Consider the following 23,927-nt stretch of genomic DNA (forward strand, 5'->3'; position numbering starts at 1 on the left):
TTCCGTCTTAGTGCGAAGAATTGACAGGAACTGGCTGGACGGTCTTGCGCACTTCAGCGGCCTTTTTCTCAAGGTTTGTCCACGGTGGCAGTGTGGTGCGGGTGCGGCGCAGATAGGCGGCAATGCGGGCCATATCCTTATCGGACAGCGCATTGTAGAAGCTGGGCATGGCTACGCCAGATTGCCCTTCTTCCGCCGTAAGCCCACGCAGCATGACCTGATACAGGTTTGTGGGTTCATCCAGCCACAGTGCGTTGTTCAGCGCCAGATCCGGGCGGCCAAGAACAGGCGTGGGCGCTGCGTTGTAATGGCAGGCCGCACAGGCACCCTGATACAGCTTTGCGTCCGGGTCCACATTCGGGCCGATTAGATCGGTTTTGGATTCTTCCATGGCGCGGGCCAAGGCAGCCTTGTCGTTCTTTTCACGCTCGGCAGCGTGGTCCACATCCGCAAAATAATGCGCAATAGCGTGCACATCTTCTTCCGGCACGGTGGAAAGGAAGCGATGCGGCACGGGGGACATAGGCCCACCGGCCGGGCCGTGCAGCGGGGCTACGCCAAAGCGCAGATACTGGAACAGCTCATCTTCCGTCCATGTGGTGGGGGTTGGGTTGTGCTCGTTAAGGGCAGGCGCAATCCAGTTATCCACCACGGCACCTTCGTAGGCAGAGCCTTTCTTTTCGGCACCCATAAGGTCACGCGGGGTGTGGCACGCGCCGCAGTGGGCGTTGCCTTCAGCCAGATAGGCACCGCGATTCCACAACGCATCATGCCGTGGATCGGGCTTGTAAACGCCGGGGCGCAGATACAGCAGTTTCCAACCAGCCTGAAGAATACGCAGGCTGAGCGGGAAAGGCAGCTCGTTCGGGCGGCGAGACATATGCACGGCCGGGCGTGTCATGATGTAGGCATACAGATCGGAAATATCCTGATCCGTCATCTTGGTGAAATGATCGTACGGGAAAGCCGGAATCAGATGCACGCCCTTGCGGGACACACCAAGATGCATGGCGCGGCGGAAGGCCTCTTCCGACCAGGCACCAATGCCCATTTCAACATCTGGTGTGATGTTGGAAGAATAGATGGCCCCAAATGGGGTATCCATTCTATAGTCACCAGCCAGTTCCGGCCCACCGCCGTTATCTGTGCGGGTGTGACATTCTGCGCAATACCCTTCAGCCGCCACAATCCGCCCGCGCTCTATCTGCTCGGCAGAAAAGCTGGCGGGGTTTGGCCGCTCAATCGGGGCAATTGGTGGATACCATGCATAATATAAAAACCCGAGCCCCCCAAGGACCCCGGCCGCGGCTACTCCCGCTAGAAGACGTTTGATCACTCTACCCCCAATCCCGTGAAAAACGTACCATCTGGCGGGCAACACGTAAGCCTACGCGCCATGAGCCGATGGATCAGCGTCTGAGGTTCGTTTCTTGATTCAGGACGATTCTTATCTGGAATTGCGATGTAAATAAACGCATAGGTTCCACTGTATTACAGTGAAATCTGAATAAGATTTATTTGTCTGCCGAGAATATTGCAGAAAAACAGGGGGTTCGTCTTTATCTATATTTTAACGTATATAGTTAAGCGTTGATTTTGCATGTATGCCATGCGCTCAGTTCTTGAAAGAAATCATATTTTTGCGATGAAAGAGGCCGTTGCACTTCTCTGCTGTAGCCGTATTCGGTTTATCAGAGAGAGCGCAACGGTACGGCGGCACAAAGGCCTAAGGCAGATTAGCCAGCGTGCTGGGCAAGGGTTTTGTGTGTGCCTTGAGCGCGAATGCTCTGGCGGATTTTCACAACGTCAGTTGCAAAGTCGGGGTGATCTTTCAGGTTCCAGCCCGCAAAAACGGTCATCTGCAACCCTGTGGCCAGATCTTCTGCACGGGCCAGCGCAAGTTGTTCTGCGTTAATGGCAGGTTCTGTAATGGTATAGGGCGTGCCCTTATCCGTAGTGCCACGCAGATATTCCAGAAAACATGCCGTGCCAAACGCCAGCCGCCAATGATCGCGCCCAGAGCCCAGAACGCCATTGACAGTATCTGTCAGAAACACGGGCAATTTGGAGCCGCTATCGGAAGCAATGCGCAAAAGCTGATCGCCCACCGCAGGGTTGCGGAAGCGGTGCAATACCTGTTGGGCGTATTGTGCCAGAGAAACACCTTTTGGTGGCGTGATGAAGGGTGACGCGTCTTCTGCCAGAAAACGTTCCAGATGGCCCAGCAGCAAGGTGTCTTCTATGGCATGTGGCACAGTGTCATACCCCATTAGCACACCGGGCAGTGCCAGCATGGAGTGGGAGGCATTGAGCATCCGGAGTTTTACCTGCTCATAAGGCCCAACGTCATCTGTAAACTGAACGCCTACGGTTTCCAGTTCCGGCCGACCATCGCAGAAATTATCTTCAATCACCCATTGCGTGAAATCTTCTGCAAAAATGGGCATCTGGTCAGCAACACCTGTCAGGGCATCCAGGCGTGTAACATCTGCTGCGCCAACAGATGGTGTAATCCGGTCCACCATGCTGGATGGGAAGGTAACGTTTTCCTTCATCCACGCACCCAAGATAGGGTCGCGCGCTGTGGCGTAGGTGCAAAAAGCCGTGCGGGCAGCTTTGCCATTATGGCGCAGGTTATCGCAGCTAAGCACCGTAAAGGGGCCGGTGCCGCTTTCGCGCCGCTGGCGCAGGGCCTCACATACTAGCCCGAATGCTGTTTCAGGCACATCGCGCGCTAAATCTGCTTTAATATCAGGGTGATCGAGCGTGAAGTTGCCTTCAGCATCCAAGTGGTAGCCACCTTCTGTAATGGTCAGGGTGACAATTTTAATATCCGGGTCTGTCAGGCGCTTAATGGCGGCAGCGCGATCTTTGGCTGCGTGCACATATTCTATAATGCTGCCGATAACATTGGTTTCATGCGTGCCATCGGGCGCAAAGGCGGTGAGTGTGTACAGGTTGTCCTGTTCCGCCATAATGGCAGCGCGCTTGTCTTCGCGCGGTGTATTGCGCAGGCCTACGCCAACAATGGCCCAGCCTTGCTGGCCCTCGCGCTCCAGAACTTTGTTGATATACATGGCCTGATGGGCGCGATGAAAATTGCCCACGCCAAGATGCGCAATGCCTGCCGTGGTTTTCTGCCGGTCATAACGCGGCGTTGTAACCTGAACAGGAAGCTGATGCAGTGTGGCGTTGGAAAGAGGGATCATGAAAACCGTGTACCTCGCTTTAAAATATCTGTTGGGCATAATGTTGGGGCAAAACGCAGCATAAGCAAGAAAGCTGCGTATGTGAGGCTTGAAAGTGATGGGGCTTTCCGTTAAGGGAGCGCATTCGCACACGCGTCCGGGCTTGTAGGGCATGCCCGGCCGTGGTTGGTTGCCTTAATTATTTAAGGTGACGTTATCCAGATTTGTTCAGGAGTGTTGAAATGCCCAAGATGAAGACCAAGTCGTCGGTCAAAAAGCGGTTTAAAATCACCGCAACCGGCAAGGTGCTCTCTGGTCCGTGCGGTAAACGCCACGGCCTTATCAAGCGCACACAGAAAATGAAGCGCTCCGCTCGCGGCACGCAGACCATGACCCCGCAGGACGGTCGTACCGTCAAGCAGTGGGCCCCCTACGGGCTATAAGGAGCATCTGATTCATGGCACGTGTAAAACGGGGTGTTACCACCCTTGCTCGTCATAAAAAGGTTCTGGAACTGGCCAAGGGTTATCGCGGCCGCTCCTCCACCAACTATCGCATTGCGCTGGAACGTGTTGAAAAGGCACTGCGCTATGCTTACCGTGACCGCCGCAACAAAAAGCGTGAATTCCGCGCTCTGTGGATTCAGCGTATCAACGCTGCGGTGCGCGAACATGGCCTGACCTACAGCCGTTTCATCAACGGTCTGGATAAGGCTGGTATCGAAATCGATCGTAAGGTGCTGGCCGCCATTGCGTTTGATGATGCCGCAACTTTTGCTGAAATCGTAAAGAAGGCTCAGGCTGCTCTGGCTGCCTGATCTGCCTGTCTGATACGATAAGGTTGAAGAAAAGGCCGTCCCCCGTGGGCGGCCTTTTTGCTTGGTGCCGGTGAGGGAGGATGTGGTTTTCCCTCTTGGGGCTTTTCTCCCGCTGCGGGAAATTGTATCCGCCCGGTAAGCATTTTCTCCTCGCGTGAGGTTTCATGAGCAACGATCTTGAGATTCTGCGGCAGGAAGTCCTGTCCGAACTGGCTGGCGCCACAGACCTGAAAGCATGGGATGCCGTGCGTGTCAGCACCCTGGGAAAATCCGGCAGGCTGACGGCTTTGCTCAAAGCGCTGGGGAAAATGCAGCCCGATGAACGCAAAGCCCGCGGTGTGGCGCTGAACCGCCTGCGTGATGAGCTGACCCGCGCTGTTGAAGCTCGCGGCAAGGAACTGGAAGCCGCAGAGCTGGAAGCCCGTCTGGTTGCTGAACGGGTAGATGTTACCCTGCCGCCACCGCCGGTAGAACGTGGCTACTTGCACCCCATCAGCCGCACGATTGAAGAAATGACCGCCATTTTTGGCGCCATGGGCTTTAAGGTGGCAGAAGGGCCGGATATCGAAACCGACTGGCACAACTTCTCCGCCCTCAACACGCCTGATCATCATCCTGCCCGCACGGATCATGATACGTTTTACCTGCCGCCACAGCCGGGGCTAGATGTAACGCGTGTGCTGCGTACCCAGACATCTGGCGTGCAAATCCGCACCATGTTGGCGCAAAAGCCGCCTATCCGCGTTATTGTGCCGGGCCGCACTTACCGGGCGGATCATGATGCCACGCATTCCCCCATGTTCCACCAGTGCGAAGGCCTGGTTGTGGGCAAGGGTATTACGTTGGGGCACCTTAAGGGCTGTCTGATTGAATTTTTGCGGGCGTTTTTTGGTAAGCCGGAACTGCCGGTGCGCTTCCGTTCTTCCTACTTCCCGTTTACCGAACCTTCCTTGGAAGTGGATATCGGCTGGTCTCGTAAAACCGGTGAGATCGGTGGTGGGGAAGACTGGCTGGAAGTGCTGGGTGCAGGCATGGTGCATGCTCGTGTGCTGGCCAACTGTGGGCTGGACCCGCGTGAATGGCAGGGCTTTGCCTTTGGTATGGGCATTGAGCGGCTGGCCATGCTGAAGAACGGTATTCCCGATCTGCGTTCGTTTTATGAAAGTGATATCCGCTGGCTGCGCTATTATGGGTCGGACCCACTTGCGCCCGCGCTACTGCATGAGGGGGTGTGAGGAATGAAGTTCACGCTATCTTGGTTGTATGACCATCTGGATACGCAGGCCACGCTGGAAGAAATCTGCGCGAAGCTGAACCAGATCGGACTTGAAGTTGAAAGTGTAGAAAACCGCGGCGCGGCGATTGAGCCATTTTTAACTGCCCGTATTCTGGATGCCCAGCCGCACCCCAATGCAGACCGCCTTCAGGTATGCCGGGTAGATGCAGGCCCCGGTTTTCAGGACGTGCAGGTGGTGTGCGGTGCACCCAACGCGCGCAAAGGCTTGGCCGTTATTTTTGCCAAGCCGGGCACTTATGTGCCGGGGCTGGATATTACCATCAAGGAAGGCAAGATCCGTGGTGAAGCCAGCGGCGGTATGCTGTGCTCCCTGCGTGAACTGGGCCTTGGTGAAGAAAGCAACGGCATTGCAGAATTGCCGGAAGATACGCTTCCCGGTCAGTCCTACGCTGATTTTGCTGGTCTTGATGATGTGGTGATCGACATTGCCATTACCCCCAACCGGGGTGACGCACTGGGTGTGCGTGGCATTGCGCGGGATCTGGCTGCTGCTGGGCTGGGCACATTGCGCCCGTGGCTGGCAGAAACGGTGGAAGGCAAGTTTGATTCCCCTGTGGTGTGGGATATTTCCTACCCGGAAGCTTGCCCGTGGGTGCTGGGTCGTACTATTCGTGGTGTGAAAAACGGCCCCAGCCCGGAATGGCTCCAGCGCAAACTGGAAAGCATTGGCCTGCGCCCGATTTCCGCTCTGGTGGATATCACCAACTATTTCTGTTTCGATCTCGGTCGCCCGCTGCACGTGTTTGATGCTGCTAAAATTGCTGGTGGTAAGCTGACAATCTGCCGTGGTGAAGGTGAGCAGTTTCGTGCGCTGGATGGGCAGGATTACACCGTTGGCCCGGAAGACTGCGTGATTGCAGATCAGGCTGGCGTGCAGTCTCTGGCCGGGATTATGGGCGGTGAGGCCACAGGTGCTACAGCAGAAACCACAGATGTATTTGTGGAATGCGCACTGTTTGACCCTGTGAAAATTGCTCTGAGCGCCCGCCGCGTGGGTGTTTCTTCAGATTCCAGTTATCGGTTCGAACGCGGGGTAGATCCGGCTCTGCCCGTTTCCGCACTGGAAGCAGCCACACATCTGATTATTGAACTGTGCGGCGGTGAGGCCAGCGAAGTTGTTTCTGCCGGTGCGCAGCCCGCATGGCAGCGTGATGCCACACTGCGCTTTGCCCGCGTGCGTGATCTGGGTGGGCTGGATGTACCTGCTGATGAAAGCGTGGACCTGCTGGAAAAGCTGGGTTTTGAGGTGCAGGAACGCACCGATACGCAAGTGCGCGTGAGCGTGCCATCATGGCGGAATGATATTGCCCAAAAGCCTGTTCTGGCACAGGGCGAAGGTATTCCGGCTGATGTGGCGGCCAAGGCTGCGGAAGGTGTGGCTGCCATAGAATCAGAAAGTGATCTGGTTGAAGAAGTGCTGCGCCTGAAAGGGCTGGATGCTGTGCCTGCGGTGCCGCTGTCATCTGTGGTGGTTGTGCCAGAAGCAGCACTTACACCCCGGCAGGCACGTCTGGCATTGGCACGGCGCTTTCTGGCTGCGCGCGGGCTAACAGAAACAGTCGGTTTCTCCTTTGTCTCGCACGAGGTGGCTGAGCGCTTTGGTGGCGCGCCGGAATCCCTGCGTCTGCTCAATCCTATTGCATCTGATCTGGACCAGATGCGCCCCACACCCATGATCAACCTGTTGGCTGCGGTTAAGCACAACAGTGCACGTGGATGGGGTGATCTGGGGCTGTTTGAAGTTGGCCCAGCTTTTGCAGAAAACGGCCAGCAGCCAGTGGTAGCTGGTGTGCGCTCTGGCCACACACCGCGTTATCCGGGGCAGGCGGGGCAGCCTGTTTCCCTCTGGGCGGCCAAGGCCGATGCGCTGGAGCTGCTCCAGCAGCTTGGTGTCAACCCAGATGCCATCAGCACCACTACAGATGCACCGGGTTGGTACCACCCCGGCCGTTCTGGCGTGCTGCGGCAAGGGCCTAAAAACGTGCTGGCCTATTTTGGTGAACTGCATCCATCTCTGCTTCAGGCCGAAGGTATTGATGTGCCGGTTGTCGGGTTTGAGCTGATGCCTGATACAGTGCCAGACCCTAAGCGTAAAAAGAAAGCCGCACCGCGTCTTTCTGCGTTCCAACCTGTGCGGCGTGATTTTGCATTTGTTGTGGCGCGTGATGTCCCGGGTGAAAAACTGTTGCGGGCCGTGCGTGGGGCAGAACGTCAGCTTGTGGCAGATGTGAGCCTGTTTGATGTGTATGAAGGCCCACACGTGCCAGAAGGACATCGCTCCATTGGTGTGGAAGTCACCCTTCAGCCCATGGATAAAAGCCTGACAGATGCGGAGCTGGAAGCTGTGTCTGACAAAATTGTTGCCGCTGTTACCAAGGCAACAGGCGCAACCCTGCGTTAAGTGGCAAGGAGCAGGGCTGTATGAAGGAAAAGCGCATCATGGTGGGTAGGGCAAAAATTATGAGTTGGAAGAAAACTGTTGCCCTTTCTGCCTTGTTGTGTGGCTTGGCAGGCGCTGTTTTGCCGCAGGCGCAGGCCGAGCAGATTACAGGGGCCGGTTCCAGCTTTGCCGCGCCCTTGTATCAGTCATGGTCTGCGCATTCTGCGGCGCAAACCGGTGTGCAGCTTAATTATCAGACCATTGGCTCTGGCGCTGGGCAAAATCAGGTTCTGGCTGGCACGGTAGATTTTGGGGCATCCGATGCCCCTATGTCTCATGCGCGGTTGGAAGCTGGGCATTTGCTCCAGTTTCCAACCGCTATTGGCGGCATTGTTGTTATTGCCAATGTGCCGGGTGTGCCAGAAGGCGCCTTACGCCTTACCGGCCCCGTTCTGGCTGCTATTTATGATGGTTCCATCACGCAGTGGAATGATCCGCGCATTGTAGCACTCAATCCCGGTGTGACGTTGCCGGATCTGCCCGTGGCTCCGCTGCATCGGGCAGATGGGTCTGGCACAACCTACGTGTTTACAGAATATCTTGGCCGAGTTTCCCCCACATGGGAAAAACAGGTAGGGCGTGGCACGTCTGTTGCGTGGCCAGTTGGCGCAGGCGCGCGTGGGAATGATGGCATTGCCTCTTACGTAAAAAATACGGAAGGCAGCGTGGGCTATGCAGAGTATGCCTATGCAGAACGCAACCACCTTTCCACGGTTGTTCTGCAAAATCGGGCTGGGGAATTTGTGGTGCCGTCCGTTACCAGTTTTACACGGGCTGCTGAAAACGCGACGTGGGACCACGCAGACATGACAGCCTCGCTCTGTGATGCAGATGGGGCCGGAAGCTGGCCGATTGTTACCACCACTTACGCACTTGTGCCGCGTGAGGCGAATGAGGCAAACCACGGAAACGCTGTAAGAACGTTCTTCCGTTGGGGTGTGAAGGATGGAGAAGCCGCCAGCCGGGAGCTGGACTACGTGCCATTGCCTCCAGTTGTGCGAGATGCCGTTCTGGAGCGGCTGAAATAAGCGGATAACCGGGTTATCCGGTTCTTCCAGCTTTCATCCTGCGGTTGTCCCACGTTTCATCCACAGATTCTGTGGATAAAGCGTTAAAGCGGGATAAGTTACTGAACCCATGCCTGAGAAAACAAAAGCTGGTTTACGGTTGTAAACAGCAGGTTTTTCAGGCGTGGGGATGTTAAAATCACAGCATCTTTTTCAATGGCGGGGGCTACGGGGGCCTGCTCCATAACCCGCCTGTCTGCCTCCTGCCACAAGGCGTTTTGTGCCTGTGCGCTCAGGCTTACATCCGTTTTGGCCTTATCCATCAGGCTTTGTACATCTTGGTTGCAAAAGCCGGGAATATTGATGGAACTGTCTGAACCGGGATGAATATTTTCACATCCCAATAAAGCATCCAAAAAGTTGGAGGCTGATGGATAATCGGCAGACCAGGAGGCTACGCCAATCTGCACATGGTTATCCGAATTCTGCATGTAGGAAAAAGCCAGCGCGCTGCTAAGTGGGCGCAGGTTGGCGTGGTAGCCAAGACTTTGCAGCATATCCCGCACCCATGCGCCCATAGCCAGATCCACGCTGGTGTTGGCGGCAATAACGGTTACTTTCTGGCCGTATGTTCCGCTTTCACGTACCAGATTGCGCGCTTTTTCCATATCTGTGCCACGCCACATGGGGGCGGGAGATTCAGGAGAGGCATCCTTGGTATAAAAACACTGCGTAGAGGATGCCGGTAAAGTGGAAGGCAGCATGCCGCATAGCGGGCGGGCAATGCCGGGGCCGCCATATAGAATGGTCATGGCCTTGCGGTTTAGTGCGTAATTGACGGCTTGCCGCGCCTTGAGGGAAGAAAAAGGTGCTTCCCGCATGTTCATGGGCAGAAAATACATGGCCGGGTGGCGCAATACGTGTGTCTGGCTTGCAAAGCGGCTGCCCAATTCTCCCAATCGGTCTAGGGGAATAGGGTCTGCCATCCAGTCATACTGTCCGTTTTCTACGGCGGTTACGGCAGCTTCATCCGGTATGCCAAAGGTATAGTCTATCCGATCCGGGTAGCCGAAAGGCTGTGCTTGCGGGTTCCATTCCTTGAAATACGGGTTGCGTTCCAGCTTCAAAAACCGGTTTGGGTCATATGCTGCAAGCTGATAGGGGCCAGTGCTGGGTAAGGGCACGTTGCCGGTATCGTGGTCTGGCGCGTTAGCTGGTAAAATAACGGCATGGGTAAATGCCAGCTTATGCAGGAATTCTGTATCAGGCGTTGTAAGATGAAACGTGATCCTGCGGGTGGCGGGGTTTTCTACAACCCCTTCAAGTTTGCAGTCTGCCGGGCTGCGTAGGCAGGCATGAGCACCTTTAATAGCACCATAAAAAGCCCCGGCCGTTGGGCTACCTACACGAAAAATTCGGCGGAAGGATGCCACAACATCTGCTGTGGTAACGGGTTGACCGTTGGAAAACGTAATGCCTTCACGCAGGCGGAAGGTATAGGTCAGGCCGCTATCTTCAGGCTGTGGGAGTTCTTCCGCCAAATCTGGCACCACATCTGCTCCGGCCAGACCATCGGCTTTGCGAAAGGTGGTTAACCCATCATACACATTGGCAAACAGATTGATGTATTTGCCGGAGTAATTGATCTGGGGGTCCAGCGTGCCGCCGGAAGAAGCCGCGACCAGACGCAAAGTGCCACCCATATGGGGGGAGGATGGAACATCTGAAACATCCGCGGCTCTGCCTGTTTCTGTGGTGCCAGCTGTAAGCAGCACACAAAAGCAGGCAGAGCGAAACAGCTTGCCAGACTTACTGGCCAGCATTCTGCTCCATTGTCGCTTCAGGGGATGGGGATGTCATCAACGCGCTAAGGTTTTTGTAAAGGGACGACACCATCATGATCCCCACAACTATCGTGGCGATAATGATGCAGATTCGTACAAACTTATTGGTCATAGCGTATTGAGCCACCACCATAATTGGTGGTGGAATGTTTGTAAGGATTGGTTCCCTGCTGGGGCGTAAGAGGGGGGCGATACCAACCAGGCGCAGCGCGCCCGTGGTTTGAGCCGGGGTGATAATAGTGCCGGTGCGGATCATGCGCACACGCAGCAAGCCCAAACCCGGCCAGCAACATAAGGGCGACCTTGTGGGGGCGCCGCAATGAAGAAAACTGTTTCATCATACCTCCAACATAGCGTTGTTTGGGTCTGTTCGCCAAGAACAAAGCAGGTAGGCGCTGATATGTGGCGTGCAAGCCCGGTGCATTCACATAATGGCAAGAAAATGCGTGAATAATGAGGCCAATGCCGTGGGCAATATGGCTAGGGCAGGGCATGCCATGTTAGGGATAACGCGTATATGGCGCAGAGGCTGCCATTTCCTTGCCTTATCCTGATGGTAACGGTGAGGCAGTGTGGATGTTGGTGTTGGATATAGGGAATAGCGTGGCATGGCGGTAACGGGTCTGGCAGCGGTACTGCTTGTTATTGCATTGCTTTTAGTGGTGGTAAGCACTGTACAGCCCATTGCACGCAAGCTGGAACTGTCTGAAACGGTTCTGCTGGCAATTGTGGGCATTATCATCGGTTCTTTGGCAGACGTTGCGCTGCGCAGTTCTCACACCTCGGCCTTCAACGGCATTGCAGAAGCTTTGCTTGATTTTCCGCTGAACAGTGAAGAATTTCTGCTCATCTTTTTGCCCGCGCTGGTGTTTCAGGGCGCGTTGGCCATTGATGTGCGGCGTCTGGCGCATGAAACAGGCACCGTTTTGCTGCTGGCTGTGGTGGCAGTTGTTATTGCCACAGCTACTATTGGTTTTGCGCTTTACCCCTTTGCCCAGATGCCGCTTGTGGTCTGCCTGCTGCTAGGGTCCATCGTGGCTACGACGGACCCTTCTGCCGTGGCAGGGATTTTCCGAGATATTGGAGCCGCAACACGCTTGACGCGGCTGGTGGAAGGTGAGGCGCTGCTGAATGATGCTGCGGCCATTTCCATCTTCTCTATTCTTCTGCCCTCCGTCACGCTACACAAAGCCATTCATCTGGGTGATGCGCTCATCTCCTTCGTGGTCTCCTTTGTGGGGGCGCTGATTGTCGGGGTCGTTGTCGGGCGTCTCACGCTGGTCATGATGTCTGCCATCGCCAGCTCGGCAGCGGAAATCACGTTGACTGTGGCACTGCCTTACGTGGTGTACATCCTTTCAGATGAAATTCTGGGGGTTTCCGGCGTGGTGGCTACGGCTGCTGCTGGGCTTACGCTTTCTGTTTACGGGCCATCCACCATTCGGCCGCAAACATGGCTGTTTCTCAATCAGCTTTGGCAGCAATTGGTGTTCTGGGCGGGGTCCTTGGTGTTTGTGCTGGCCTCCATGCTGGTGCCGCGCCTGCTGGTGGGTATGACCCGGTGGGACTGGGTGCTTATCCTTATTGCCAGCGTGGCGGGTTTGGCTGCACGTGCAGCCGTGGTGTTTGGTATGCTGCCTTTGCTGGCATGGACACGCCTTTCCCCACCCGTGCCCACACCGTTTAAGGTGACAATGGTGTGGGGTGGTTTGCGTGGGGCCATTACGCTGGCGCTGGCGCTGGCTGTTACGGAAAACGAGCACGTTTCCACTCCTGTTGCGCATTTTATCGGTATTATCGCCACGGGCTTTGTGTTGATCACGCTGCTTGTTAACGGCACCACGCTGCGTTCACTCGTGCTGTTTCTCAAGCTCGATCGGCTTTCCCCCATTGATGAGGCCATGCGGCATCAGGTGCTCAGCATCGGGTTGGGTAATGTGTGCACCCGCGCCAAGGAACTGGGGGATGAACTCGGCTTTAGTGCAGACGCCTCACGTTCGGTGGTCGATCATCTGGCGCGCCGGGCAGAGGAAGAACAGGCTGCCAATGAGTTTGACCGCGCATTATCGGACATTCAGCGCGTTAATCTGGCACTGATCACCATAGCCAGCCAGGAACGCTCCATGTTGCTGGATCTGTTCCGTATGCAGGGGCTTTCCCGCCGTGTGATGGAAACACTGCTGCGGTCTTCCGAAGCTGCTATTGATGGCGCGCGGCTGGAAGGGCGTTTGGGCTATGTGCGGGCGTTGCGTAAACGGTTAAGCCCATCCTTGCGCTTTAAGGCCGCGCAGTGGGTGCATAACCATTTGCGTCTGGATCGGCCGCTAATGCTGTGCATGGCAGAACGGTTTGAAATGCTGATGGTGGCGCATTTTATTTCCATTTCGCTCACACGTTTCATGCACGAACGGCTGGAACCCACATTGGGCAGCCGTATTGGAGAAATTGTGGCCGAGGTGCTTTCTCGCCAGCGCAAGCTGCTGGATGAGGCACTGGAAACCTTGCGCCTGCATTATCACGGCTATGCCGAGGCGCTGGAAAACCGGATTTTCCGCCAGATTGCTCTGCGGTTGGAAAGCGAGGAATATACAACCCTGCTTTCAGAATCCCTTATCAGTGATGAACTGAGCCGCGAATTGCTGAAAGAGCTGGAACGCCGCAGGCATCGTCTGGTCAAGCGGATGAGCTTTGATCTGCGCAGCGGCATAGAAGACCGGCTGAAGCATGCCGCCATCTTCAAGGGCCTGCCGGGGGCGGAACTGCATGATCTGGCCACCACTACATCGCTACGCTTTGTGGCCCCGCAGGAGGTTATCTGCCGGAAGGGGCGCAAGATGCGCGCCATCTATTTTATTAGCGCAGGTTTGGCGGAAAGCCACGTGGCCGGGGCCGATGTGCTGTATGGCGCAGGGGATCTGATAGGCGCGCAAGAGGCCTTGCATGGCTGGCGCTGCCCCGGCACCATCCGTGCCGTGCAGTTTGGGCACTTTATGGTGATTACGGCCAGCCGCTTCCAGCGCCTGATTGAAGATTACCCCGTGGTGCTGGAAAATATTCAGAACATCTTGCGCAAGCGTGAAGCCGGAGAGCGGCCTATTGCGCTGTTGCCCGGTGCAAACCGTAAGGTGGAAGATGATGCAGGCAAAGATGCGCTGATGCTGTTGGCGCCCAAAAGCCAGCTACCGCCTGCGTCCGAAACAAAGGAATAAATGGCCTTAATAATGCGGGCATAAAAAACGGCGCGGAGCCAACAGGCCCGCGCCGTTTTTTGTAGAACACGCTGTAGGTTTTACAGGCGGGTAATGGGCGGCGGCAGGGAGTTGCTCTGGCGCAGGGCAAGGCCAATTTGCAGCCAGCTTATGCCGCTTACAATCAGTTCCGCGCCAACAAATGTGCCAATCAGCCACAGGCCAGACCACGGCAGGGTGAAGTACAGGCACAGGCCTACAAGCAGGCTGATAAGCCCGCTACCCAGAATAATCACCCAGCCGGGCATACCGCGTGCCTGCAGGGCCAGAACGCAGCGCAGCACACCCACAACCACAAAGCAGGCAGATACAAAAATGGTAATGGCAACAGAGCCCGTGGCTGGTTCTTCTATAAGAAGGTAACCGCCAGCAGCGTAAAGCAGCCCGCATAGCAGGGAAAAAATAAAGCCGCCCCAATCACGCACGGCAAAGGCATGTACCACCTGCATAATGCCGGCCACAATCAGCAGCGCGCCAATAAAGATGGTGCTGGCAAGGGTGACGGAAACCGCATCAATACAGGCAATAAAGCCCAATACAATCAGGGCGAGACCCAACGCCACGAATAGCCCCCATTTTTTAGCAAATGGCATGCTGAGCAATCCTTTCTTTTCAATTTTATGTGCCGATGGCACGACTATGCACTGCACAATGGCAGAAAGCGCAACGGAAAAAGTTGACACTGCGCCCGGGGTTTCGTAATTCCTGCCTCCATTGCCGGGAATGTGGACAAATCGGCCAGTAGGGGCACATACCCCGCTGGTAATACGGTTTGCGCCCGCTCCGATCCGTGGTGGACGGAGACTACCGGTGTAACGACGGACATCTGCCCGATGTTCCGCCTGTTAAGAGAGAAGAGCGCACTATGAGCAAGCGCCTTGAGAGCAAGTATAAAATTAACCGTCGCCTTGGTGTAAACCTGTGGGGTCGCGCCAAATCTCCGGTTAACCGTCGCGAATATGGCCCGGGCCAGCATGGCCAGCGCCGTAAGGGCAAGCCGTCTGACTTCTCTGTTCAGCTGATGGCCAAGCAGAAGCTGAAGGGTTACTACGGCAACATTACAGAAAAGCAGTTCCGCCGCTATTATCAGGAAGCCGTGCGCCGCAAGGGTGATACGTCTGAAAACCTGATCAACCTGCTGGAACGCCGTCTGGATGCCGTTGTATACCGGATGAAGTTTGCGATCACGCCGTTCGCTTCCCGTCAGTTCATCAGCCACGGCCACATTTTGGTTAACGGCAAGAAGATGAACATCCCTTCCTACCTCGTGAAGGATGGTGACGTTATCGAAGTGCGTGAAAAGTCCAAGCAGCTGGCTATCGTTCTGGATGCCGCACAGTCTTCCGAACGCGATGTGCCGGAATACATGGAAGTAGATCATCGCCAGATGAAGGGTACGTATCTGCGTGGCCCGCAGCTTTCCGATGTGCCGTATCCGGTGCAGATGGAACCGAATCTGGTGGTCGAATACTACTCCCGTTAATCGGCGTTTAGGTTCGTTTTATGCCGCGCCGGGTGGAGGTGTTTCTCTCCATCCGGCGTTTGCCGTTTTTACTCATGTTTGTTTCGGAACAGAGCCCTTATGTCTGATACCGCATCCGCCCCTCTTAGCAGTGATATTACCCGCCGCCGGACCTTTGCTATTATCTCGCATCCGGATGCCGGTAAAACCACGCTGACAGAACGGATATTGCGGGCTGGTGGGGCTATTCAGATGGCGGGCAACGTGCGCGCCAAGGGTGAACGCCGCCGCACACGGTCTGACTGGATGGGCATTGAGCGGGACCGCGGGATTTCCGTTGTCAGTTCAGTGATGACGTTTGATTACGGCGGCTGTGTGTTCAACCTGCTTGATACGCCCGGACATGAAGACTTCTCGGAAGATACCTACCGTACCCTAACAGCCGTTGATTCCGCCGTAATGGTGATTGACGCCGCCAAGGGTATTGAAGATCGGACACGCAAGCTGTTCGAGATTTGCCGTTTGCGCGATATTCCGATTGTCACCTTCATCAACAAGATGGACCGTGAGGCGCAGGACCCGTTTGCCCTGCTAGATGAAATTGCATCATCCCTCGCGCTGGATACATCGCCTGCCACATGGCCGGTTGGGCGTGCGGCCAAATTTGTTGGCACGTACGATATCCTCACCAAAAAGCTGCACACAACGGTTGATCTGCCAGAAGATGATGCCCGCCTTGTGCAGATGCGTGAGGAACTGGAACTGGTAGAAGCCGCGCTGCCAGAGTTTGATAAAGAATCCTTCGATGCCGGGCACCTTACCCCTGTGTTCTTCGGGAGTGCGATGAAGGAAATCGGGGTGACTGATCTGCTGGACGCATTGGTAGCCTTTGGCCCACCACCGCGTGACCAAGCCGCAGAAACCCGCGTGGTAAAGGCCACGGAGCCAAACATGACGGCACTGGTGTTCAAAATTCAGGCGAATATGGACCCCAACCACCGTGACCGTATTGCCTTTGCCCGTATCTGTTCCGGAAAACTCAGCCGTGGCATGCGCCTTAAGCACACGCGTACGGGCAAAAGTTTTGCCGTGCATACGCCTCAGTTCTTTTTTGCGCAGGATCGGCATCTGGCAGAAGAAGCCTTTGCGGGCGATGTGGTGGGTATTCCCAACCACGGCACCTTGCGTATTGGTGATACACTGACGGAAGGTGAGGATATCCAGTTTACCGGCGTGCCACACTTTGCTCCAGAAATTCTGCGCCGCGTGCGGCTGGATGATGCCATGAAGGCCAAAAAGCTCAAGCAGGCGCTGGTGCAGTTGGCAGAAGAAGGCGTGGTGCAGTTGTTCCGCCCGCAAGATGGTGCGCAGCCTATTGTTGGGGTGGTGGGCACCTTGCAGCTTGATGTGCTGCAATCTCGCCTGAAAGCAGAATACGGCGTGGCTATTGGCTTTGATTCCACGCCTTATTCTCTGGCCCGCTGGATTACCGGCCCGCGTGAGAAAATTGAGGCCTTTGCCGCAGCACATCGCTCCGCCATGGCGGATGATCTGGATGATGATCCGGTATTTCTGGCCACATCAGCGTTTATGATGCGCCGCACAGAAGAACAGAACCCGGATATCAGCTTCCATGATATCAAGCAGATTGGTGTGGAAATTAAATAAGTCGTGCAATGCCGCGTATCAGAAGATGCGCGGCATTTTACTTTTTACGTCATGCTTCAAAAGATACTGGCTGGTTGGTAAAATGGCGTTTTGCCCCAGCCATGTTGTGACATTTTGCGCAGGCACACAGGCCAGCATGTCGTATTCTTTGTTGGCATGTTGTTTCCAGCTTTCTTCCACTTTTGTAAAAGCAAGCTGAGTTTCTAACACAAGCCCAATATCCAACACGCGGGTATGAGGGTGCCGCACTGCCATAAGTGGCTGCCCAACCTTTAGGCTTTTGGCATCCAGCCCCAGTTCTTCTGTAGCCTCTGCTAAAATCTGCTCGGTCAGATTGACGCTTTGCGTATCGGTGCGTTTTTCAATGCTGCCAGCAGGCGGGCTTTGCCAGAAATTTCCCTGATAAATGGAAGATGGGTTGCGCCGGCCTAATACGTATCCATCTGGCGTATGTACCAGCCCCACCACGGCTAATGGTTGCAGGCGCAGAAAAGGAAAAAGTGCGGGGTTCTTCATTTGCGCAAATACGCGGCGATACTCTGTCCAATAGCCTTTAATGGCTGTGCGCGTTACGCAGGATGCAGAAAATACGCAGCCATTAAACAGGGCTGGCGTTGTTGCACAGGCTTGCTGCCATAGATGCGTGATTTCCTGTTCAACATCTTCCGGAGCCGCCGGAGGTGGGGCTTCCACATCAATGCGGAAGGAAGCAGAAAGGGGCAGGGCAGGCCACGGGCCACCAAAAGAACGGGTCATGCCGTAACCTAATGCGATATATGGCCAAAAGAAAAGGGAGCCACTAGGGCTCCCTTTCCATCGCAATCGGTTTTTTGAACAGCCGGACTGCTCAATATCAGGCAACGGCCTGTTTCAGAGCTGCCGTCAGATCCTTTGTGGTGGCATTGCCGCCCAGATCCTTCGTGCGCACCGTACCGTTGGTGATAACCTTTTTGATACCGGCATCAATACGGTCAGCCAGATCATTACGGTTTACATGGCGCAGCATCATAACGGCTGCCAGCAGCAGAGCCAGCGGGTTGGCAATGCCTTTGCCTGCGATATCTGGCGCAGAACCGTGCACGGCTTCAAACACAGCGGCTTTTTCACCAATGTTTGCACCTGGTGCCATACCCAAGCCACCAACCAGACCGGCCGTAAGGTCGGAAAGGATGTCACCAAACAGGTTGGTGGTCACAATCACATCAAACTGCCACGGGTTGATAACAAGCTGCATGGCGCAGGCATCTACAATCCGTTCATTGAATTCAATGCGGCCCTTGTATTCTTCTGCAACCTTGCGGCCTTCTTCAAGGAACAGGCCTGTCAGCAGTTTGAGGATATTGGCCTTGTGAACAATGGTCACCGTTTTACGGTTGTTCTTTACCGCATATTCAAAGGCAAACTTTACAATCCGGCGGCATTCTGCGCGGGAGTTAAAGCCGGAGCTTAGCGCAATACCCTTGGGGTCATCCCCCACCGGAATGTAGTGTTCCATTGCTGCGTAATAACCTTCAAGGTTTTCACGGAACAGAACAAGGTCGATATCATCAAACCGACCACCGGGAATGATGGTTTTGGTTGGGCGCAGGTTGGCAAACAGGCCAAATTCCTGACGCAGGGTTACGTTGATGGATTTGAACCCACCACCAACTGGAGTTGTCAGCGGGCCTTTCAGGGCCAGGCCCGTGCGCCGGATGCTTTCAATTGTCTGCTTGGGCAGCGGGTCATTTACCGCGTCCACACCCGCCATACCGGCCAGTTGGCGGTCCCATACAAATGGGGCCCCAACGGTATCCAGAATTTCGGTAACTGATTCAACAATTTCAGGGCCGATGCCATCACCTGCAATAAGAGTGGCTGGAATGGTCTTGCTGTCTGTCGTCATTCTGAGAAGCTCCCTTCAACTTCGTAGCCTGTTTTGCGCCCGTTTTACGGTGCATGCGATTCTCAATTTCGTGACTAGAGGGGAAAGACTCCGCCTCTCACGCCCTCTTGAGAGGCGCACATGCCGTTTTCAGCCATTTCTGTGCATCAGATGGCAGGTGAGGGCCTACCTGATCCAAGATTTGAGCATGGTACGCGTCCAGCACGGCGGTATCTTCCGGGCCTAACAGGGTTAGGTCAATCAACCGTCTGTCAAAAGGTGCCAGTGTAAGGGTTTCAAATTCCAGAAAAGCCCGATCCGAATGGGGCATGTTGCCCGGGCGGATCATTACTAAGGTTTCCAAACGGATGCCGTAAGCACCGGGTTTGTAAAAGCCCGGTTCGTTGGAAATCACCATGCCTTCTTCAAGCGTAATGGGAGAAGGCATTTTGGAAATACGGGTTGGCCCTTCATGCACGGAAAGAAAGCTGCCCACACCGTGGCCAGTGCCATGATCATAATCCAGCCCAGCCTGCCACAGGTCAAACCGCGCCAGTGCATCTAGCGCATGGCCTTTGGTGCCCACCGGAAAACGTGCGCGACCAAGGCGCAGATTACCCTTGAGCACACGGGTAAACACGTCTTTCAGGCTGGCAGATGGTGCATCGGGGCCTGTCCAGATTGTGCGGGTAACATCTGTTGTGCCTTCGGGGTAATGGCCACCGCTATCAATCAGGTAAACTTCGTTATCCTGTAATTTCCGGTCACTTTCCGGCGTAACGCGGTAATGAATGATGGCCCCATTGGGGCCGGAACCGGAAATGGCAGGAAAGGATTCTTCTTTGTAATCCTTCCCTTCAGCACGGAAGGCATCAAGCTGCGTTGCGGCTTCGAGTTCTGTGCAGTTGCGGCCTTCTGTATCCAGCCAGTGCAGGAAACGGCAAAGTGCTACGCCATCGCGCAGATGGGCTGTGCGCATGCCCATCTGTTCCACCTTGTTCTTGCGGGCTTTAGGTAGAAGGCACGGGTCTGGAGCTTCCTGCACCGTAGCACCATGGCGAGTGAGGGTTTGACCAAACCAGACAGCATTGCTGGCAGGGTCCACACCAACGGTTTTGCCTTTTAGGGTGGCCAGAACCTGTTCCATCTCCTGCGGTGTATGCACACGCACGGAAGAACCGAGCCATTCCTTAACGTTTGCCGTGATTTTTTCTGGCTCTATAAACAAGTCCACCGAATTGTTTGCATGCACCAGCGCAAAAGCCAGCACCACAGGCGTGCAAGGAATATCGGAGCCACGAATATTCAGCAGCCACGCAATAGAGGCTGAATCGCTCAGAACGGCTGCGTCCTGACCGTTTTGCGTAAGAATGGCAGAAACTTCCTGCCGTTTTTCAGCAGAGCTTCGGCCAGCAAAGGCAAGCGGGTGCACACAAGCTGGGGCCGAGGGAAAAGCTGGGCGGTCTGTCCAGATATCATCCACCAGATTGCGCGATGTTGGTACCAGATTTATCCCGCTTTGGGCTGCAAACGGGCGCAGTTCCGCTACACTCATCACACGCGGGTCATACCCCACGCGGGTTTGGGGTTTTGCTTGCTCTTTCAGCCATGTGGCCGGAGGTGTCTGGCTAATATGCAGGCGTTGCCAGCATGTGCCATTTACCTGTTGATCCATTTGGGTAATGTAACGGCCATCAGAAAACACGGCGGCGGTATGGGGCAGCACAATGGCCGTGCCTGCGCTGCCCGTAAAGCCTGTTAACCATGCCAGACGTTCTGCACAGGCTGGTGTGTATTCCCCCAAAAACTCATCGCTATGGGGCACAATCAGGCCATCCAGCCCCTCGTTTTGCAAAAGAGTGCGCAATGCGGCCAAACGGGTAGAGGATGCAGACGCCATGGAAACCGTGTCCTGAAAATATAGGAAAAGAAAAGGCCGATCAGGCTGTTTTTCGAATAGGAAGAACCGGGCGGCGCAGGATCAGGGTCGCCCATTCGCCTTCATGAAGTTCCTGCTCAAGTACAAGCCCCTGCCGCCGATGCGCTGCCAGCACCATACGTACCTGTGTGCGCAACAGTCCGGCCAGAATAACCGTGCCACCGGGGGCCAGATACCGCGCTAGATCCTTGGCCATCAGGCACAGAGGGCGTGCCAGAATATTGGCAAAAACCAGATCAAACGGGGCGGCCTTCCAGATGGCGGGGGTTTGCCACCCATTGCCCAAGCGGCATGTTATGGCGCGGTTAAGCTGGTTACGCTTGGTGTTTTGTGCTGCTACGCGCACTGACCACGGCTCAATATCTACCGCCAGCACTTTTTGGTGCAGCAATGCCGCTGCAGCCATGGCCAGAATGCCGGTGCCGCAACCCAAATCTAGAATACGGCGCGGGTGGCGATATGCCACACGTTCCAGCGCGCGCAGGCACCCACGGGTGGAACCATGCTCGCCCGAGCCAAAGGCCACGCCAGCATCCAGCGTAAGCACAATGCGGGTGGCATTTTTGGAATCGGGCAAATGCGTGCCGCGCACCACAAAACGGCGGCCTACTTCCTGTTCCGGAAAGGCCTCATACGTGCGGGCCAACCAGCCTTCGGCTTCTGTGCTGGCACGTTCCAGTGGGGCGCTTACACCTGTTGTCAGTTCAGCCAGCACAAGGGCGGCTGCCAGTTCATCCTCGCGGTGTCCGGTGTCTTTTACGCCTTCTACCCGCCACTGGGTACCTTCCGGGTTAGCCTCAAAAATACCTACCGTGGCGCATACGCTGCCAATGGCGTTTTCATAAGCTTCCACCGCCGCTTCCGGCACAGTGACAGAAATGGTTTCAAGGCTGGTGGCATGACGGCGGGTAGGAGGGGCCATTAGATTTTCTCGATAAAGGATGAAAGAAGACGTTTGGTGCCGACAGATTCAAAAGACACTTCAACATGGTGCCGATCTGCCGAAATAACGACGCCCTCCCCAAAGCGGGGGTGGCGCACATGGTCTCCCAGTTGCAGGGCCGGTGCGGCTTCCAGCATGGGGTCTTTTCTGCGGCGGGCAATAATGGGGCCGTTATCAAACACGGATTCGGAAAGGTTGAGGCCCTGCCGCTGGAAGCCGCCACCTTCATCATGGCGGACTACGTGTTCATCTGGCAGTTCTTCCAGAAAGCGGCTGGGCATGGAAGGCTGCCAGTTGGCGTAAATACGCCTGCGGCCCGCATGAAAGATAATGGCTTCCTGCCGTGCGCGCGTAATGCCCACGTAAGCCAGCCTGCGTTCTTCCTCCAGCCCTTTCAGACCGCCTTCATCCAGTGTGCGTTGGGAGGGAAAAACGCCTTCTTCCCAGCCGGGCAGGAATACTGTGTCGAACTCAAGCCCCTTGGCGCCGTGCAGCGTCATGATGGACAGGTAATCATCCTGCCCGTTTTCATCATGATCCATGACAAGGGCAACGTGTTCCAGAAACTCGCCCAGCGTTCCAAAATCGGCCAGTGCACGCGTAAGTTCTTTCAGGTTTTCCAACCGCCCCGGCGCATCAGGGGAGCGATCCTGCCGCCACATGTCCATATACCCGCTTTCTTCCAGCAGGTGTTCTACGGCCACTACATGGCCTTCACGCGCCAGAATATCACGCGTGCTGGCAAAGGCTTCCATGAGCTGGCGCAAATGGGCGGCGGATTTTCCTTTAAGCGCGTTATCTTCCAGCAGCTTTTCCGTGCCGCCTGTAAGGGGCAGGTTATTGGCGCGGGCCGCAGCGTGCAGCTTTTGTAGCCCAGCAGGGCCAACGCCGCGTTTGGGCACATTGATAATGCGTTCAAACGCCAGATCATCCGCGGGCTGGCTGAGTACGCGCATATAGGCCAGTGCATCACGTATTTCTGCGCGTTCATAAAACCGCAGGCCGCCCACAATGCGGTAAGGTAAGCCTGTTTGCATCAACCGTTCTTCAAATGCGCGGGTTTGAAAGCCCGCCCGCACCAGAATGGCAATTTCCTTTAAGGCGTGGCCTTGTGCGCGCAGTTTTTCAGCCTGTTCGCACACCATGCGGGCTTCTGTATCCGAATCCCACACCCCAAGAACGCTAACTTTTTTGCCTTCTGCATCTTCTCGGCCGGGGCGGAGTGTTTTGCCCAAGCGTTCACTGTTATGGGCAATAAGCCCTGCCGCCGCGCCCAGAATATGCCGGGTGGAGCGATAATTGCGTTCCAGCCTCACAACCTTGGCGGAGGGAAAATCTTTTTCAAACCGCAGAATATTTTCAACTTCTGCGCCGCGCCATGAGTAGATGGACTGGTCATCATCCCCCACGCAGCAGATATTGGCTGGACTTTCTGCATGTTTGGCCAGCAGGCGCAGCCAAAGGTACTGAATGGTGTTGGTATCCTGATACTCGTCCACCAGAATATAACGGAACAGGCGATGATACTGGGCCAGCACATCAGGCCGTGTGCGCAAAATTTCGGTGACATGCAGCATGAGGTCACCAAAATCGCAGGCGTTCAGCTGCTTCAGGCGGACCTGATAGGCGGTGTAAATGGCACGGGCATGGCCATTGGCAAAATCCGAATCCTCGGTGGGAGTAATGCGTTCTGGCGTAAGCCCACGGTCTTTCCAGCGCTGGATCACGCCCAAAAGGCCCGGAGCAGGCCAGCGTTTGATATCAATCTGCCACGGCGCCATAACCTGCTTGAGCAGGCGCAACTGGTCATCCGTATCCAGAATGGTAAAGCTTTGTGTCAGCCCCACGTATTCAGCATGGCGGCGGAGCATGCGCGCACACAGGGCATGAAATGTACCTAACCATAACCCTTCTGCCGGACTGCCCAAAAGCAGGCCGATACGCTCACGCATTTCGCGCGCGGCTTTGTTGGTAAAGGTTACTGTCAGGATCTGCCACGGCTTGGCGCGGCCTGTAAGCAGGATATGCGCAAAGCGGGTGGTTAAAACCCGTGTTTTGCCTGTGCCAGCACCAGCCAGTACCAGCAAAGGGCCATCCGTTGTTTCAATAGCCGCACGCTGTTCGGGGTTGAGACGAGCTAGATAACTGTCACCCGAGGCAGACGGAGATGAAAAAAGCGGGGCGGAGGGGTGTTCGGACGTATTCACCAT

General features: G+C 55.5%; 18 protein-coding genes. 8 read left to right on the top strand and 10 right to left on the bottom strand.

What is annotated here, in order from left to right:
• Positions 1–7: 7 nt before the first annotated feature.
• Both APA10_RS13390 and APA10_RS13395 read right to left on the bottom strand, forming a co-directional pair.
• Complete coding sequence (locus tag APA10_RS13390) at positions 8–1,336, bottom strand: c-type cytochrome (protein ID WP_003622891.1); 1,329 nt, start codon at positions 1,334–1,336, stop codon at positions 8–10.
• 400 nt (positions 1,337–1,736) lie between these two features.
• Complete coding sequence (locus APA10_RS13395; RefSeq protein ID WP_003628145.1) at positions 1,737–3,209, bottom strand: mannitol dehydrogenase family protein; 1,473 nt, start codon at positions 3,207–3,209, stop codon at positions 1,737–1,739.
• Between the two features lie 221 nt (positions 3,210–3,430).
• Between APA10_RS13395 and rpmI the strand changes: the two genes are divergently transcribed.
• From rpmI to pstS, 5 genes are all read left to right on the top strand, one after another.
• Positions 3,431–3,631, top strand: coding sequence for a 50S ribosomal protein L35 (rpmI, locus tag APA10_RS13400; protein WP_003622898.1), 201 nt, complete (start codon positions 3,431–3,433; stop codon positions 3,629–3,631).
• A 14-nt stretch (positions 3,632–3,645) separates the two neighbouring features.
• Positions 3,646–4,005 (top strand): 50S ribosomal protein L20, encoded by a 360-nt coding sequence (rplT, locus tag APA10_RS13405; RefSeq protein ID WP_003622900.1) that lies wholly within the window; start codon positions 3,646–3,648, stop codon positions 4,003–4,005.
• Positions 4,006–4,169: 164 nt separating this feature from the next.
• On the top strand, positions 4,170–5,240 hold the full coding sequence (gene pheS, locus APA10_RS13410; RefSeq protein ID WP_003622905.1) for a phenylalanine--tRNA ligase subunit alpha: 1,071 nt from the start codon (positions 4,170–4,172) through the stop codon (positions 5,238–5,240).
• 3 nt (positions 5,241–5,243) lie between these two features.
• Positions 5,244–7,703: a phenylalanine--tRNA ligase subunit beta gene (gene pheT, locus APA10_RS13415; RefSeq protein ID WP_003628144.1), complete on the top strand. Its 2,460-nt coding sequence runs from the start codon at positions 5,244–5,246 to the stop codon at positions 7,701–7,703.
• A gap of 20 nt (positions 7,704–7,723) precedes the next feature.
• On the top strand, positions 7,724–8,770 hold the full coding sequence (gene pstS, locus APA10_RS13420; protein ID WP_003628143.1) for a phosphate ABC transporter substrate-binding protein PstS: 1,047 nt from the start codon (positions 7,724–7,726) through the stop codon (positions 8,768–8,770).
• 98 nt (positions 8,771–8,868) lie between these two features.
• Here pstS and APA10_RS13425 read toward each other — a convergent pair whose 3' ends face one another.
• Both APA10_RS13425 and APA10_RS15475 read right to left on the bottom strand, forming a co-directional pair.
• Positions 8,869–10,572 carry an ABC transporter substrate-binding protein gene (locus tag APA10_RS13425; RefSeq protein WP_003628142.1) on the bottom strand — a complete coding sequence of 568 codons (1,704 nt, stop codon included), beginning with the start codon at positions 10,570–10,572 and terminating at the stop codon, positions 8,869–8,871.
• A gap of 122 nt (positions 10,573–10,694) precedes the next feature.
• Positions 10,695–10,934 (bottom strand): hypothetical protein, encoded by a 240-nt coding sequence (locus APA10_RS15475; protein ID WP_003628141.1) that lies wholly within the window; start codon positions 10,932–10,934, stop codon positions 10,695–10,697.
• Between the two features lie 267 nt (positions 10,935–11,201).
• On the opposite strand from APA10_RS15475, the gene APA10_RS13435 reads away from it, so the two are divergent.
• Positions 11,202–13,802, top strand: coding sequence for a cation:proton antiporter (locus APA10_RS13435; RefSeq protein ID WP_003628139.1), 2,601 nt, complete (start codon positions 11,202–11,204; stop codon positions 13,800–13,802).
• Positions 13,803–13,882: 80 nt separating this feature from the next.
• On the opposite strand, the gene APA10_RS13440 is transcribed toward APA10_RS13435, so the two are convergent.
• Entirely contained in the window at positions 13,883–14,434 is a 552-nt protein-coding gene (locus tag APA10_RS13440; RefSeq protein WP_012812810.1) for an HdeD family acid-resistance protein, read from the bottom strand.
• A 272-nt stretch (positions 14,435–14,706) separates the two neighbouring features.
• Between APA10_RS13440 and rpsD the strand changes: the two genes are divergently transcribed.
• Together rpsD and APA10_RS13450 are read left to right on the top strand one after the other, a co-directional pair.
• Positions 14,707–15,324, top strand: a complete 618-nt coding sequence (gene rpsD, locus APA10_RS13445; RefSeq protein WP_003622919.1) for a 30S ribosomal protein S4 — start codon at positions 14,707–14,709, stop codon at positions 15,322–15,324.
• A 99-nt stretch (positions 15,325–15,423) separates the two neighbouring features.
• On the top strand, positions 15,424–16,971 hold the full coding sequence (locus APA10_RS13450; RefSeq protein ID WP_003628137.1) for a peptide chain release factor 3: 1,548 nt from the start codon (positions 15,424–15,426) through the stop codon (positions 16,969–16,971).
• Positions 16,972–16,989: 18 nt separating this feature from the next.
• Here APA10_RS13450 and APA10_RS13455 read toward each other — a convergent pair whose 3' ends face one another.
• From APA10_RS13455 to APA10_RS13475, 5 genes are all read right to left on the bottom strand, one after another.
• Complete coding sequence (locus APA10_RS13455; protein WP_035367814.1) at positions 16,990–17,727, bottom strand: hypothetical protein; 738 nt, start codon at positions 17,725–17,727, stop codon at positions 16,990–16,992.
• Positions 17,728–17,824: 97 nt separating this feature from the next.
• Positions 17,825–18,856 carry an isocitrate/isopropylmalate dehydrogenase family protein gene (locus tag APA10_RS13460; protein WP_003622925.1) on the bottom strand — a complete coding sequence of 344 codons (1,032 nt, stop codon included), beginning with the start codon at positions 18,854–18,856 and terminating at the stop codon, positions 17,825–17,827.
• 97 nt (positions 18,857–18,953) lie between these two features.
• Entirely contained in the window at positions 18,954–20,735 is a 1,782-nt protein-coding gene (locus APA10_RS13465; RefSeq protein ID WP_003628655.1) for an aminopeptidase P family protein, read from the bottom strand.
• Between the two features lie 40 nt (positions 20,736–20,775).
• Positions 20,776–21,696 (bottom strand): 50S ribosomal protein L11 methyltransferase, encoded by a 921-nt coding sequence (locus APA10_RS13470; RefSeq protein ID WP_003628656.1) that lies wholly within the window; start codon positions 21,694–21,696, stop codon positions 20,776–20,778.
• Complete coding sequence (locus APA10_RS13475) at positions 21,696–23,927, bottom strand: ATP-dependent helicase (RefSeq protein WP_035365584.1); 2,232 nt, start codon at positions 23,925–23,927, stop codon at positions 21,696–21,698. The genes APA10_RS13470 and APA10_RS13475 overlap by 1 nt, the downstream gene beginning before the upstream one ends.

This window comes from Acetobacter pasteurianus subsp. pasteurianus LMG 1262 = NBRC 106471, assembly GCF_000285275.1.
Taxonomy (GTDB): Bacteria; Pseudomonadota; Alphaproteobacteria; order Acetobacterales; family Acetobacteraceae; genus Acetobacter; species Acetobacter pasteurianus.